Source organism: Fictibacillus sp. 26RED30, from assembly GCF_015903845.1.
GTDB classification, from domain to species: Bacteria; Bacillota; Bacilli; order Bacillales; family Fictibacillaceae; genus Fictibacillus; species Fictibacillus phosphorivorans.
Genome location: NZ_JACZDV010000003.1, coordinates 325,704 through 340,023, shown reverse-complemented (window position 1 = coordinate 340,023; position 14,320 = coordinate 325,704). Strand labels below are relative to the sequence as shown.

Sequence of the window (14,320 nt, the reverse complement as noted above, 5' to 3'; positions counted from 1 at the left end):
TGTACGAGTTTGTCGAGGGGTGTCGACTCGTGGATAACTTTTGGATTGAGAGCATGAACTCGTGGATTAAGTGTGAAAACTCGTGGATTGAGAGCAAAAACTCGTGGATTGAAAGTGAAAACTTCTGGTTTGAAAGTAAATAATGATAGGTACATACGAAAACGCTGTAGATTGAAGCGGCAACCTCACTTCAAGCACTCTTCTAAAGCAAAAATTAACAGCGTTTTAAATAATTTTAAGCATATCTAAAAGCAATTGACATAGTTATTAGAATAGTGTTAAGATTACCAAAGTTACAAACTACAAAATTATGGAAAGGATGGTTGTGTCATGGTGAAAGAAATGATTGTTACTCAAATTGCGGTCACTGTTGTAATCAACGATGACTCTACAATTTCATACCATGGCCTGCCGGAAGAGATGTATTAGGATTATCAATCTATATATCTGCCTTTTCTACATACATGTTTGTACGCAGGTCACCCCAGTCGTGACGTGTGTTTTTTTGTGATTTTAAGCATACCGAGTTCGAATGGTATGCTTTTTTATTTTCGTTTGCACAGAAGAGTCAATCTTCTTTTTGCAATAGATTTACGAAACAATAGGAGGAGAAAAAATGAAAAGAAAATCATTTAATGTGTGGCTAGAACGCAAGGATCATACACTTTTTGGGTAGCTTCGTTAAACAACTGTTTAAGAGGATGGTAGATCGAGAGGAGAGACATTATGTTTTCAGTTTTAGGAAAATTAGCTTGGTTTTTTAAGAAACATTGGATACGTTACACGGTTGCGGTAGTGCTGCTGACTGGTGTTGGGATCATTGAGATCATCCCACCGAAACTCATCGGTAATATTATTGACTCCATTCATATGGGCACGATCACAAAAGAAGACATGATGCGGACTCTTGGAATCTTTGTAGCTGTCCTAATTTCGATGTACATTACGATGTACATCTGGATGTATCAGCTTTTTGGAGGCGCTTTTATTATCGAGCGTTCGATGCGATCAAGTTTTATGCGTCACTTATTAAAGATGACTCCTACGTTTTTTGAGAAAAATCGAACAGGAGATCTGATGGCACGTGCTACAAACGATTTAAAAGCAATCTCTATGACTGCAGGATTCGGAATTTTAACACTTGTAGATTCGAGTTTGTTCATGTTAACGATCCTGTTCGTGATGGGATTCATGATCAGTTGGAAATTGACGTTTGCAGCGCTTATTCCACTGCCGATCATCGCGTTTATTATTAAAAAATACGGAAAAAAAGTACATCAGCGTTTTACCGTTGCCCAAGATGCCTTCGGAGAAATGAACGATTCAGTTCTTGAAAGCATCCAAGGAGTACGTGTTATTCGTGCTTATGTTCAGGAAGAAGAAGATGTAGCACGCTTTAATAAAGTAACAGAAGATGTATTTGAAAAGAACTTGGCTGTATCAAGAATTGACGCCTTGTTCGAGCCTACGATAAAAGTATTGGTAGGAATGAGTTATTTGATCGGTTTAGGATATGGAGCATACATGGTCTTTCATAAGACGATCACACTTGGTGAGCTTGTTACGTTCAACGTGTACTTAGGCATGCTGATCTGGCCGATGATCGCGATCGGTGAGCTCATTAATATCATGGAACGTGGAAGTGCATCACTTGATCGTGTTAATGAAACGCTTAGCTATGAACCTGATGTAAAAAACGCAGAAGACCTTGTCCCATTAAAAGATCCAGGAACAATAGCATTTGAAGATGTGACATTCCGTTATCCTTCTTCTGAAACAGATAACTTAAAAAACATCAACGTTAAGGTGGAAAAGGGAGCAACGCTTGGGATCGTTGGCCGAACAGGAAGTGGAAAAACGACACTTCTTAAACAGCTTTTAAGAGAGTATCCAGCTGGAAAAGGGAGTATTTCGTTCTCTGGTGTGGGTATTGAAGATATCGCTTTAGAAGATCTCCAAGGATGGATCGGATACGTACCGCAGGATGCTATTCTTTTCTCCAAAACGGTGGAGGAAAATATCCTGTTTGGGAATAGCACGGCAGGTGTTGATAAATTGAATCATGTTATGGAGATGGCGTCCTTTAGAAAAGATGTTCAGCACCTTCCTGAAGGATTGAACACGCTCGTCGGTGAAAAAGGTGTGGCGTTATCAGGAGGACAGAAGCAGCGTGTGTCTATTGCACGAGCATTATGTGTGGATCCAGAAATTTTGATATTAGATGATGCGCTTTCTGCTGTTGATGCGAAGACGGAGACTGCAATCATCGGTAACATCCGTAAAGAACGCGCTGGGAAAACAACTTTTATAACAACACACCGACTGTCTGCAGTTGAACACGCAGACTGGATCATCGTTATTGATGACGGAGCGATCGTTGATGAAGGCAGACATGAGGATTTAATAGCTAGAGATGGCTGGTATAAAGAACAGCACGAACGTCAGCAGATCGAACAAAACTTAAATGATAATAAGGCGGTGTAGCTATGAACGTTGGAAAACGCCTGTTTCAATACGCACTTCACTATAAAAAGAACTTTATTCTCGGGCTTCTGATGCTGACCGTTGCCATTGGGGCGGAGCTGACCGGACCGTTTATCGCAAAGACGATGATCGATGACCATATTCTTGGGATCGAAAGGCCGTGGCATCAAGTAGATAATGAAGAAAAAGCAGCAGTGAAATACGATGGAAACTGGTATAAACGAAGTGATCATTTTGATCCAGGAGAAGATAAAGGAAAAGAAATACGAGTTATACAAGTGAAACGAGACTATTTTGTTGTACCTAATAAAATATCTTTTGATGGTGAACGAAAAGTGAATAACAGTGAGGTGACGATTTCTTTTAAAGGAAAATCAGAAACCTATCAGGCAGATAAATTAAGTACAAGTGAAACATTTGCTTTTTATAAGCCTGAAATCGCGGGGATCATGAAACTAACCATGATCTACTTAAGCCTTCTCGTTTTTGCAGCATTCTTTCAATATGGTCAACGCTATATGCTGCAGCGCTCATCCAATCTGGTTATCAAGAAGATTCGTCAAGATGTGTTTGCCCATGTTCAGCGTGTAGCGATCACATATTTTGATAATCAGCCTGCTGGGAAAATCGTTTCTCGTATTACGAATGATACGGAAGCGATCAAGGAATTATTCATTAACGTACTAGCTAACTTTTTTACAGGAATCATCTATCTGACGGGAATTTTCATCGCGTTGTTCTTGCTTGATCCTAAGCTTGCAACGATCTGTTTGATTCTTGTACCGATCCTCGTCGTTTGGATCATCGTTTACAGAAAATTCGCGTCTAAATACAATCATAGAATTCGTTCTACGCTTAGTGATATTAACGGAATGATAAACGAATCGATCAACGGTATGACAATCATTCAAGCATTTAAGCGTCAAAAAGAGACTTCTGAAGAATTTGAAAAGATGAATAAAGAATACTTCACCTTTCAAAACAAGCTGTTAAGTCTTAACGCGATGACGGGACATAACCTTGTGTTGTTATTAAAGAACCTTGCGTTTATGGCATTCATCTGGCATTTTGCAGGTCAGGCACTCGGTGTAGGTTCTGTTATTTCGATCGGTGTGCTATACGCCTTTGTTGATTATTTAAACCGTATGTTCCATCCGGTAACAGGTATGGTTAATCAGCTTGCGCAGCTTGAGCAGGCACTAGTATCTGCAGAGCGAGTATTCGTTCTGATGGATGAGCCAGGACAGAAAGTGACGGAGACAGAGATTGAACGTTACAAAGGAAATGTTGAGTTTCAAGATGTTACGTTCAGTTATGTAGAAGGGGAACCAGTCCTTAAAAATATAGCTTTCGAAGCAAACCAAGGTGAGACGGTGGCACTTGTCGGTCACACTGGTTCTGGTAAAAGCTCTATCATGAATCTATTATTCCGATTCTATGACATCAAACAGGGAAAAATCTTGATCGATGGCCAAGACATTATGAAGCTATCTAAACAGGAGCTTCGACAGCATATGGGTATCGTCTTGCAAGATCCTTTCTTGTTCACAGGAACGATTGCATCCAACGTGAGCTTGGATAATCCTGAGATCACGCGGGAACAAGTTGAAAAGGCACTCACCGATGTAGGCGCAATGCCATTTATCAACAACTTGCCTAAAGGATTAGATGAGCCGGTTATTGAAAAAGGAAGTACCCTTTCATCCGGTCAGAGACAATTAATTTCTTTTGCAAGAGCGCTAGCTTACAATCCAGCTATCTTAATACTTGATGAAGCAACGGCAAGTATTGATACAGAAACAGAAGCTGTGATTCAAGAGGCACTAGATGTCCTGAAGAGAGGAAGGACTACTTTCATTATTGCTCATAGACTTTCTACGATTAAGAGTGCGGATCAAATTCTCGTTCTCGACCGTGGTGTGATCGTAGAACGTGGCAGTCATGAAGACCTGATGAAAGAAAAGGGACGATACTTCCAGATGTACCAGCTTCAACAAGGAAAAACGGAAACAAGAGCAGTAAGTTAAACGCTAAAAGGAGCCTAATGGGCTCCTTTTTTTTTGATATTTTTAAGAAGGCTACTTATCATCCTTCTTCTTTATTTTTTTCATCCATCTCATCGTTTTGTTCGCCGTCGTCTACACCGTTGTCTTGGTCAACGCCGTCACCACAAGCAGTTAATCCACCTAACGTTAACATTGCTGCCAATGTTCCGGCTGCCCATTTCTTTTTCCACATGTGAATCACTCCTCTTTTCATTTTTTTAAAATATTTTTGTTTAGTAAAAGATTCCCGTAAAGAAGTCGATAAAACATATGAATCAATAAAATGAGCGTATAGTCGCATGTAATTGCATCATAATGGATGAAATGTAACTGATGATCAAGAAAGAAGGAAATCGAAATGGCATCTATTTTAAGTATCTTAACAAAAAAGAAAAGTACAGCAGAAGTGCATGATCCAGCTGAGAATTTTAAAGAAGACGTGAAGATTTTAGTATCTCCTAACAGTGAGTGGCAAAAGCAATTGAATATGATTTCATTAACAGTTGAAGATTTAAGGATTATTCGCTCGATCAAACCGTTGCTCTCTGAGAATATAGAAGAGATCGTGAACCAATTTTATAAAAACATTGAACATGTTCCTGGCTTGATGGAAATTATTCAAAAACACAGTTCAGTTAATAAGCTTCAAGTGACGTTGATCAAACATATACAAGAAATGTTTAATGGGGTTATTGATACAGCATACATAGAGCAAAGAAAAGTGATTGCTCGCATCCATTTTAAAATCGGTTTGCAGCCGAAATGGTATATCTGTTCTTTTCAGGACATGCTGCTTTCCTTTTTGTCTATTTTGGACATACATATTCAAGATAAAAATGAGTATCAGCTTGCCGTTAAAGCAGTAACGAAGATTTTGAATTTTGAGCAACAGATTGTCTTAGAAGCATTTGAACTAGAGCAAGTAAAACAAAGAGAACATCATGAAGAGCAAAAAAGGCAGATTGCGGTTTCAGTTGGGGATTCTGTAGAAGAACTAGCGAGTATCTCAGAAGAGACGAGTGCAGCCCTAGAAGAGTTAACATCAAAAGCGGATGAAGTGGTTGTTTTTGCAAAGAACACAGCAGAATCAGCTGTAGAGGTATCCAATAATTCGTTAGCAGGTAAGAATAAATTAGACGATCATCAGCAAATGATTCTGAAAGTAAAAGACCAATCAGAGCAGATTACAGCTGAATTGATCAATTTGGAGCAAGCAACAGTAAAAATTAACGATGTTGTCGATATCGTAACAGCGATTGCGGAACAGACGAACCTTCTATCCCTTAACGCAGCGATAGAAGCAGCTAGAGCGGGGGAAGCTGGAAAAGGATTCTCTGTCGTCGCTCATGAAGTTAGAAAGTTAGCAGACCAAACAAAGACTTCTGTTTCAGGTGTTTCAGAACTTGTGAAAAATACACATAAACGCATAGAAGCTGTAACTACATCCGTTGAAAGTATTCACCAATATATAAACGATAGTGTAAGTGAAGCTACTGAAATATCAGATTTCTTTGTAGCGATTCTCTCCAAGATGGGTGAGAGTACAGATCGAAGCGGAAAGCTAGAAAAAGAAGTAGAAGTGATGGCTGAAGTTATAGAAGAACTTAGTCATGCTGTTGGTCAGATCGCGGTTTCAGCAGATTCGTTAACAGACGTTACAAAAAGTATGCAACAAGAATAAAGAAGAGATCCCGAGGGATCCCTTCTTTATTTATTGATAACATATTGTCCTCTATTGGTTTCGAATGAAACGATGTTATCGTCGGTTCGAATGTCATTAATTCCATCGATCGGTATTTCGTACGTAATGGTAGGCAGCTCTACTTGTGAACCTTCCTCAGCTGCATAAGCTGTACCGTGTAAAAACAATATGTGGTCACCTAAATAGTCGTCATGTGCGTCTCTTTGTTCAAAGGTTACTTTATCTAGTGAGATTCTGATTTGATCTAGATCTCCTGCTTCTTCTTTACGTATAGAAATCTGGTTACCAGCCCACCCATTTAGTACATCTTTTAGTTCGATAATTTTAGTATCTGACATTGTTTTCACCTCATTATTCAATTTTCCCGTAATCCACAAACTTAAACCGAAGAATAATGAGTAATAAGATATAAAAAATTATGAAAGAGAATTGTTAGCTGACAAACGCTGTAGTAGGAATGCTGTAGTGTGTATCTGCAGGACATTGTGGAATGAAATGTCCATAAGAGGAGGACAGTGGCACTCATTACGAGGTAATCTCTTTTAATTACGAGGTAAACCGATTTTTATACGAGGTAATCCTAGATAATTCCGTAGATAAAATTATTTATCCGATATTCGACAAACACCTTCCAGCATTAAACGAAAAAAACTCATAAAAAGCTTTTTCAGCTTTTTATGAGTCATTCAGCATTTAAGGTTTCAGCTCAACGATCTTATGAGCTCCCCAAGGTGCAACACTTATAATTACATCCATGTCTTTTGCTTGTTGTTCAAGTTCTTTTCCCGTGTTCTCCTGCAAATAATAGCGTTCGAATCCGTAGGTAAGCTGAATATTATCAATTGAACCAGCACCCCAGACTTTTTCAGCTTTTGCAGTTAACACCACCTGATCACCCGTTACATCTGGCTTTTCTGAATAAACATTCTTAACCACATAATAACCATCTTTGTTTGGCTGTAGAACTACATAAGCTTTTTGCTCACCCCGATCGAGTTTTGCTGCATCTCCCCTATAGCTTTTGAGGGGAGCTGTACTGATATCATAACGAAGTGTCACATAGTCACCATACAAAAGATCTCTGGGATCGACGGGAACAGTCTTAATCTTGATCTCTTTTCCAAAATAATCGATGCTGTAATAGCTTCCTGCGATAAAGATTAAAAATAAAACTTGCAGAAGGGCAGCGATCATCCATCCTCTTTTTTTAATCATGATGCGGACCTCCGTTCTTTAAGATCTGCTTTTTCTTACGTTGAAGAAACGCATTTAGTATGAACAAAAGAACTCCGCCAAATAAGAAGAATATCGACTTTGGCATAAAGGACCACGCCAGGTTGAAGTATCCCATTAAGCAAACGAGTAAAAATAGTACGATTCCAAAATTGATTTGCGAACGATTTTCGTTACGATAGCCTTCAGCAAGCTTGAATCCTGAAAATACGAACATGATGATCAAATAAAGGATGCCAACTATTAATGGATCCGTCACTTTGACCAAGTAAAAGAACGGTAGGAAAATCAATAGTTCCCAAGCATGCAAATATAAATTCTCCTGACGTTTTCCAATGATTGATAAAGCGAATATGATGATCAATACAGGAATGTACACATAAGAATGGGGCAGCTCGAAATCAGAAGAAAATTCATTTGTAAGCAAGAAATATAATCCGTAAGCAAAACCAAAGCCAATGAGTGTTCCTAGGCGATTAAACGGTTGTTTAAATACGTCCTTATCAACCCATAGCCCGCTTGTGAATAAGGCGAATCCAAACAAGAAAAACCAGAGTAGATTAATATCTTTAACCATAATAAACATCAGGACTTGAATACTGAATCCAATCGTAAGTATCCAAGACTTTTGAATGGTTGGATATAAGAAAACAAAGCCTCCAACAGCTAATGTAAAAAGAATAAATAAAAGATAACTAAAGCTTTGGAACTCATTTATACTGTAAAGTTGTCCTCCGACTGTTAATAGTCCAAGAAGGAAGAAATAGAGCTTGTTACGATCCCTGAATAAATAAAAAACAACAGGCAGGCTCCAAAAAACGAATAATCGAGCATCGACAGCATTCAAGTGAAAAGTCTGACCTAAAAGAATGATGCTTGCTCCAAATGTAATGATCCCAAGAAGATTAAGAGAAGTACCTAATGAATGATGGCCAGCTATTAAATACCGTTCACCAGAAAGATAAAAACCGAGCATAAACACGATAAGTAAGGTTAGTCTGGCAATTGGTGAGATTTCTCCCCAATTTGAAGCGATGAAAGATAAGATTCCGATGCCGATTAATATACTGGCTAAAATGGGTAATATACCAGTAACTTTTCGCTTGTCTTCGGAATCAGGGTATCTTGCAGTGATTAAATCCAACTGATCTTCAGTGATGATGTTGTCAGCGATCCATTTTTGACCTTCTTTTCTTATCCATTGTTTGTTCATGTTATACCACCTCAATTCATGTATATGTAGAGTCCTTTTAAAACAGGACGAAACACCAATATTCTCTTTTAGTGTAATATTACACAACGAAAATGATGTTATCAAGCAATAAATTGAAAAGAGCATACGAATTCTTATGTTTAGATAACCGTAAACAAAAAGAGAACAGCAATCCCTGCTGTTCACAAGATTATTACATTTATTTTTTGTCTTGTACATAATGGACAATTTTTAAAATCGTTTTGCGAGGTAAGAATCGTACGATGGTAGCTAATGCCTTGTTTTTAAATCCTGGAATCGACAATGAATCTTTAGACATCAATGCTTTGTAGCCTGACCGCGCAACGTCGCTCGCATTCATCGCACCAGATTGAAACAAGCGAGATGATTCAAGGCTTGCACGTTTTTCAAAGTTTGTAGCTGTAGCACCAGGACAAAGAGCTGTAACGCTAACATCGGTATGACGTAATTCATAGTTGATGGCTTCTGAGAAGGAAAGTACATAAGCCTTTGTTGCGTAATAGACAGCCATTAATGGACCAGGCTGAAAAGCTGCAGTTGAGGCAACGTTTAAGATTTTACCTTGATTACGTTTAATCATTCCGGGAAGAAGCTGTTTTGTCAGTGTTGTAAGAGCCGTTATGTTTACTTGTATCATATCTTTTTCATCTTTCCATGATGTCTCGTTAAATGGTCCGTAAGCAGCGAATCCTGCATTGTTGATGAGAACATCAACCTCAATACCTTTTGCAATGATCTCTGCTGTCAGTTCTTCTGCAGCGTCTGTTTGGCTTAAATCTTTTGCAATTACCGTTACTGAAACACCGTATTTTTTAGACATCTGTTCAGCAATCTCATAAAGCTTTGACTCATTTCTAGCTGTAAGCACTAAATGATAACCGTCCTTCGCAAAGAGATCGGCAAATTCAAGACCAATTCCGCTTGAGGCTCCTGTAATGAGTGCAATTTTATTATTTATCATAAGAAACATCCTTTCTTATATCGTGTTTATATGTTTAAGAATATCAACATGATAACATATCTTTTAAAATAAATAAACATGAACTCATCAAAAAAGGTATGATGAAAGAAATATGAAAATTTTGACAAAGGAGGTGCGCTTGAATGAAAAATGTAATGATTGCAAAACATCCTGCAACAGGCGAAACCATTGATCAGTGGTTAGAAACGGGAGAAAATCACATTCCTGAAATGTATGAGAAAGCTTCTGCTGCTTTCCAATATTGGTCCACCCGTTCGTTAGAAACTCGATTAACGTTTATAAAAAAGATAAAGCAGCATCTATTAGATAACATGGATGAGATCGTAGATGAAATTTGTGCTGCGACTGGAAAAGTGAAGACAGAAGCTTTAACAGCAGATCTTATGCCAGTAATTGATATCATCGCGCATTATGAAAAGCGCGCACCAAAAATTTTAAAGAGGAATAAGGTTTCCACACCGATTCTTTTTTTAGGTAAATCTTCATATGTAGATTATTTTCCTCTTGGAACAGTACTAGTCATCTCACCATGGAACTATCCTTTTCAACTATCGATGACACCTGTAATCTCGGCACTGATCGCAGGGAATTCTGTTATTGTAAAACCTTCTGAGGTCACACCTACAATCGGGTTGTTGATTGAAAAAATTGCGAGAGAAGTGAATCTGCCGAAAAATGTTCTTCAAGTTGCGCATGGCGGAAAAGAATTGGGCCAAGCTTTGGTTTCTGGAACGCCAGATGGCATTTTCTTCACAGGATCTGTTGAGACAGGACGGAATATTGGTATTGAAGCAAGCAAGAGATTTATTCCTTATACCCTTGAGCTTGGCGGAAAAGATCCAATGATTGTATTTGAAGATGCTCACATGATAAGAGCAGTGAACGGTGCAGTTTGGGGAGCATTTACGAATGCAGGACAAGTATGTATGTCGATCGAAAGAGTGTATGTGCAGCATGCCATTCATGGAGAATTTATCGACCGGCTTGTAGAAGAAACGAAGAAACTGAAGCTTGGTGAAGATATTGGCTCTTTAACTTTTCCTCATCAAAAAGAGATCATAAAAAATCATGTGAAGGATGCATTAGAGAAAGGAGCTCTTCTGCTTACTGGCAAAGACCCAGATCAGTGGGGAGAAAGCACGTATTTGGAACCAATGATCTTAACGAATGTTACGGAAGATATGAAAATCGTTAAAGAAGAAACGTTTGGACCAGTACTGCCTGTGATATCCTTCTCAACAGAGGAGGAAGCGATCGAAAAAGCGAACAGCACTGAGTTTGGTTTGAACGCAAGTGTATGGACAAAGGATGCTAAAAAGGCGAACCGTGTGACATCAAAGCTTGTAACAGGCAGTGCGGTGATTAATGATGTACTCGTTTCAGTAGCAAATCCGCATCTTCCATTTGGTGGAGTAAAAAGCAGCGGGGTAGGCAGGTATCATGGAGACGAAGGCTTGTTTACTTTTACCCGTCAGATGTCAGTGATGAAAGATACGGGAATCAAAAAACGAGAGATAAATTGGTACCCATATGAAAAGAAGTACTCAAAAATAAGAACATTGATCAAAGCCTATTTTTCGAACAGTAAAGGGAGAGCGGAACTTATACGTTCAGGCATTAAACAACTTCGGAAAAAATAAGAGCTGTTTTAGCTTTGCAGAGTTGTTTTTGAAGTAGTTGATTTACGTTACAGTTGCTCGCTTTCCATCTTTTCTTTACAGTTTATTCAAAACAAAAAGCGATTCAGCAATAACAACCATGCTGAATCGCTTTTTTATTAGCCTTTCACATTAGGCTGTTTTCTAAAGTTTAGTTATTTTTAATGTTTTTTCTCACTTCTATGCAAGTTGATTGGAGTGTAAGGTGCGAGACTCCTATGGGACGAGCGGGCAGGTGGAGACTCCTAATGGCGCGTAGCGTGCCAGCCACTCTGCAAATTCTTCTCGTAAGGCATGCGACGAGGAAGCTCCCTTCGATAGGCTTTTCTTGTAGACGCAGGAGCACACATACTTCATCGAACACCGTTCGCCCCATGGAAAGCGAGCACCTGGAACGGAAATCAACTACTTACAATAGCTACATCGCATGCGAATACAAAAAATCACAGAATACATTCCTCTTCAATAATGTGAATGAGCTGTTTGAGCTGAACTACGGTCTGATCAAGCGTTAAGAAATAAAAAATCTCTTTCCCTTTTTTCTCAGTCCCCACAATTCCAGCTTCTCGTAATATTTTTAAGTGATGGGAGACGGTTGGCCGTGACATAGGAGATTGACTGGCAATATCCGTTACATTCATTTTATCTGTTTCCGCTAAAAGCAGTACAAGGTCTTGTCTGACAGGATCACCTAATGCTTGAAACAAAGGAATTGTTTTTCGGAACATCTCTACTGCATATTCATTTGACATATTATTTCACCAACTTTTTCATAATCATCACATGATTTCATCTTACTATAATTCAGTATAAACCAACTAGACAACCTTTTTGAATATCTTACCGATTTGTAGTGGGAACAACGCTATAAATTGCCAATGACTAGAGCGAATATAGAACTCTGTGAGATACACAATAAGTGCAAGGGGGTGAAACACATGGCAAGAAGAAACAAATTGGTTGTCCCAGGAGCACAGCAAGCAATTGATCAAATGAAATATGAGATCGCATCTGAGTTCGGTGTTACACTTGGCCCAGATACAACTGCTCGTGCGAATGGCTCGGTTGGTGGGGAAATGACAAAACGTTTAGTCGCAATGGGTCAGCAACAGTTAAGTGGCGGTAATCGCTAACTTAGCTCGTAGTTGATACAAAGGGGGGTGGAGGAATCCACTCCCTTTTTAAATCATACAGGAGTTGATAGTGATGGCGATGTGTCCAATATGCAATAACTTTCACACCATAAACGTTCGCTGTCCAGAATGCGGAAGAGCGGTTCAAGATCAGGGAAGAGTGAGTGACTATTTCGATGATTACAGTCCCTATATGGATGTAGATGAACTGAAGCTTGAAGATGGTTATCCGAATAATTTCAAAGAGAGCCAATGCCCACACGTGTTTTACTGTGATGCTTGTCATCAAGAAGTTCTTTTTTTTATTGGTGAGTGGGAATAGAAAAAACCTTCATATCTTATAAAGACATGAAGGATTATTGGCTAATTTTAATTCTTCTTTCAAGTAATACTCGAAGGCCGTCCAGAAGGGAAGTTAAAATCCAATAGATGACTGCTGCTTCAAGTAGAACAGGCAGTACGATTAGTTGTGACGCACTGATCTGATCTGCCATCAAAGTTAGCTCTGGTACAGTAATTACAGAGGCTAACGAAGAGGCCTTAACAATATCAATCAATGAATTCCAAACGGATGGAATAGAAATTCTCCATGCTTGTGGGAGAATGACTTCTTTATACGTAAGATATTTGTTCATTCCAAGTGAAAAAGCGGCTTCCCATTGCCCTTTTTCGATCGACTGAATAGCCCCACGATAGGATTCTGCAATATAGGCACTAAAATGAAGTATGAGTCCAGCAAGCGCTGCCTGCCATCCTTCAGGTACATAAATAAACGTGAAACCGTTATAAAGAATTAATAATTGAATTAATAATGGCGTTCCTCTGAAGAAAGAAATATACCCCTTAGCAATCCCTGACAAGAATTTATTCGATGACATCCTGCATAAAGCAACGACTAATCCGAATATGAGCGCTCCGAAAATCGAAACAAGACTTATGACGATAGTAAAAACAGCTCCCTCCAGTAAATAGGGGAGGGAGTTGATCAGAATTTCAGATAAGTTATTCACTTACGTTTTCTCCAAAATATTTTTCGGAGAGCTTTTTCAGTGTACCGTCATTCTTCATTTCTTCAAGCGCTTTGTTTACGTCTTTAATTAAATCTTTGTCATCTTTTCGGAATGCAAATGCCATTTCGTTTTCGTTAAAAGGCTCACCAACAGCTTTAACGTTATAATCTGTTTTCTTTAATTCTGTCAGGATAAAAAGCTGATCATTCATCGCAGCATCTACGCGATTAACATCAAGATCTGTTAATACTTGAGCAGCACCTTTATAGAACTTTGTTTTTGCGCCAGCTTTTTCAGCTTCAGCAGCATAGTTACTTCCTTGAGTCGTACCTACTACTTTGCCTTTTAGATCTTCAATCCCTTTAATGTCTTTGTTGTCTTTGTTGACGATAACTTGTCCGCCAGAAACGGTATAAGGAGTAGAGAAATCATATTTAGCTTTTCTTTCATCTGTAATCGTTACTTGGTTCGCTACAAGATCAAATCGTTTGGAGTCTAGCGAAGTAAACATGTTCTTCCATTCTGTTGCTACAAACTTTGGCTCCATCTCAAGGCGTTTAGCTACTTCTTTAGCTACTTCTACGTCATAGCCTGTGATTTCATTTGTCTTTTTATCACGGTATGAGAAAGGTGGATATGTAGCTTCCGTACCAATGGTAAGTACTTTTTTATCTGAACCTGAACCTGATTTTGACTCGTCTGAATTTCCGCATGCTGACAAAAGAATGACAGAAAGGGCGAGAGCTGACAGGAATTTAAATGTGTTTTTCAATTGAAGTCCTCCTCGTCAGGGTAATCCCGACAATTTTTATAGAATTTATTGTATAAACGAACGACGA

At 38.8% G+C, this 14,320-nt stretch carries 14 protein-coding genes; 6 read left to right on the top strand and 8 right to left on the bottom strand.

Annotated features, from left to right (window positions below):
* Positions 1–726: 726 nt before the first annotated feature.
* Together IHV11_RS17600 and IHV11_RS17595 are read left to right on the top strand one after the other, a co-directional pair.
* On the top strand, positions 727–2,484 hold the full coding sequence (locus IHV11_RS17600; protein ID WP_197195701.1) for an ABC transporter ATP-binding protein: 1,758 nt from the start codon (positions 727–729) through the stop codon (positions 2,482–2,484).
* Positions 2,485–2,486: 2 nt separating this feature from the next.
* The gene (locus IHV11_RS17595) at positions 2,487–4,511 is read left to right on the top strand and encodes an ABC transporter ATP-binding protein (protein WP_197195700.1); all 2,025 of its coding nucleotides are present in this window, start codon (positions 2,487–2,489) and stop codon (positions 4,509–4,511) included.
* A 58-nt stretch (positions 4,512–4,569) separates the two neighbouring features.
* Here IHV11_RS17595 and IHV11_RS17590 read toward each other — a convergent pair whose 3' ends face one another.
* On the bottom strand, positions 4,570–4,722 hold the full coding sequence (locus IHV11_RS17590) for a hypothetical protein (RefSeq protein ID WP_197128254.1): 153 nt from the start codon (positions 4,720–4,722) through the stop codon (positions 4,570–4,572).
* A 165-nt stretch (positions 4,723–4,887) separates the two neighbouring features.
* Between IHV11_RS17590 and IHV11_RS17585 the strand changes: the two genes are divergently transcribed.
* Positions 4,888–6,210 (top strand): globin-coupled sensor protein, encoded by a 1,323-nt coding sequence (locus tag IHV11_RS17585; protein WP_197195699.1) that lies wholly within the window; start codon positions 4,888–4,890, stop codon positions 6,208–6,210.
* A gap of 26 nt (positions 6,211–6,236) precedes the next feature.
* Here IHV11_RS17585 and IHV11_RS17580 read toward each other — a convergent pair whose 3' ends face one another.
* The 4 genes from IHV11_RS17580 to IHV11_RS17565 form a co-directional block, all read right to left on the bottom strand.
* Positions 6,237–6,569 (bottom strand): hypothetical protein, encoded by a 333-nt coding sequence (locus tag IHV11_RS17580; protein WP_197126841.1) that lies wholly within the window; start codon positions 6,567–6,569, stop codon positions 6,237–6,239.
* Positions 6,570–6,924: 355 nt separating this feature from the next.
* Positions 6,925–7,446 carry a GDYXXLXY domain-containing protein gene (locus IHV11_RS17575; protein WP_197195698.1) on the bottom strand — a complete coding sequence of 174 codons (522 nt, stop codon included), beginning with the start codon at positions 7,444–7,446 and terminating at the stop codon, positions 6,925–6,927.
* Positions 7,439–8,677: a DUF2157 domain-containing protein gene (locus IHV11_RS17570; RefSeq protein ID WP_197195697.1), complete on the bottom strand. Its 1,239-nt coding sequence runs from the start codon at positions 8,675–8,677 to the stop codon at positions 7,439–7,441. The genes IHV11_RS17575 and IHV11_RS17570 overlap by 8 nt, the downstream gene beginning before the upstream one ends.
* A gap of 199 nt (positions 8,678–8,876) precedes the next feature.
* Positions 8,877–9,659 (bottom strand): SDR family NAD(P)-dependent oxidoreductase, encoded by a 783-nt coding sequence (locus IHV11_RS17565; protein WP_231620384.1) that lies wholly within the window; start codon positions 9,657–9,659, stop codon positions 8,877–8,879.
* A 143-nt stretch (positions 9,660–9,802) separates the two neighbouring features.
* Between IHV11_RS17565 and IHV11_RS17560 the strand changes: the two genes are divergently transcribed.
* Positions 9,803–11,320, top strand: coding sequence for an aldehyde dehydrogenase family protein (locus IHV11_RS17560; protein WP_197195696.1), 1,518 nt, complete (start codon positions 9,803–9,805; stop codon positions 11,318–11,320).
* A 461-nt stretch (positions 11,321–11,781) separates the two neighbouring features.
* On the opposite strand, the gene IHV11_RS17555 is transcribed toward IHV11_RS17560, so the two are convergent.
* On the bottom strand, positions 11,782–12,090 hold the full coding sequence (locus tag IHV11_RS17555; protein ID WP_066391336.1) for an ArsR/SmtB family transcription factor: 309 nt from the start codon (positions 12,088–12,090) through the stop codon (positions 11,782–11,784).
* A gap of 186 nt (positions 12,091–12,276) precedes the next feature.
* On the opposite strand from IHV11_RS17555, the gene IHV11_RS17550 reads away from it, so the two are divergent.
* Together IHV11_RS17550 and IHV11_RS17545 are read left to right on the top strand one after the other, a co-directional pair.
* Positions 12,277–12,471, top strand: coding sequence for an alpha/beta-type small acid-soluble spore protein (locus IHV11_RS17550; RefSeq protein WP_066239924.1), 195 nt, complete (start codon positions 12,277–12,279; stop codon positions 12,469–12,471).
* A gap of 73 nt (positions 12,472–12,544) precedes the next feature.
* Complete coding sequence (locus IHV11_RS17545; protein WP_197195695.1) at positions 12,545–12,793, top strand: hypothetical protein; 249 nt, start codon at positions 12,545–12,547, stop codon at positions 12,791–12,793.
* Positions 12,794–12,827: 34 nt separating this feature from the next.
* Here the strand turns inward: IHV11_RS17545 and IHV11_RS17540 are convergent, their stop codons facing one another.
* A complete protein-coding gene (locus IHV11_RS17540) occupies positions 12,828–13,481 on the bottom strand; it encodes an amino acid ABC transporter permease (protein ID WP_197126846.1) in 654 nt (217 codons plus the stop codon).
* The gene (locus IHV11_RS17535; protein WP_231619394.1) at positions 13,474–14,253 is read right to left on the bottom strand and encodes a transporter substrate-binding domain-containing protein; all 780 of its coding nucleotides are present in this window, start codon (positions 14,251–14,253) and stop codon (positions 13,474–13,476) included. The genes IHV11_RS17540 and IHV11_RS17535 overlap by 8 nt, the downstream gene beginning before the upstream one ends.
* Between the last annotated feature and the right edge of the window lie 67 nt (positions 14,254–14,320).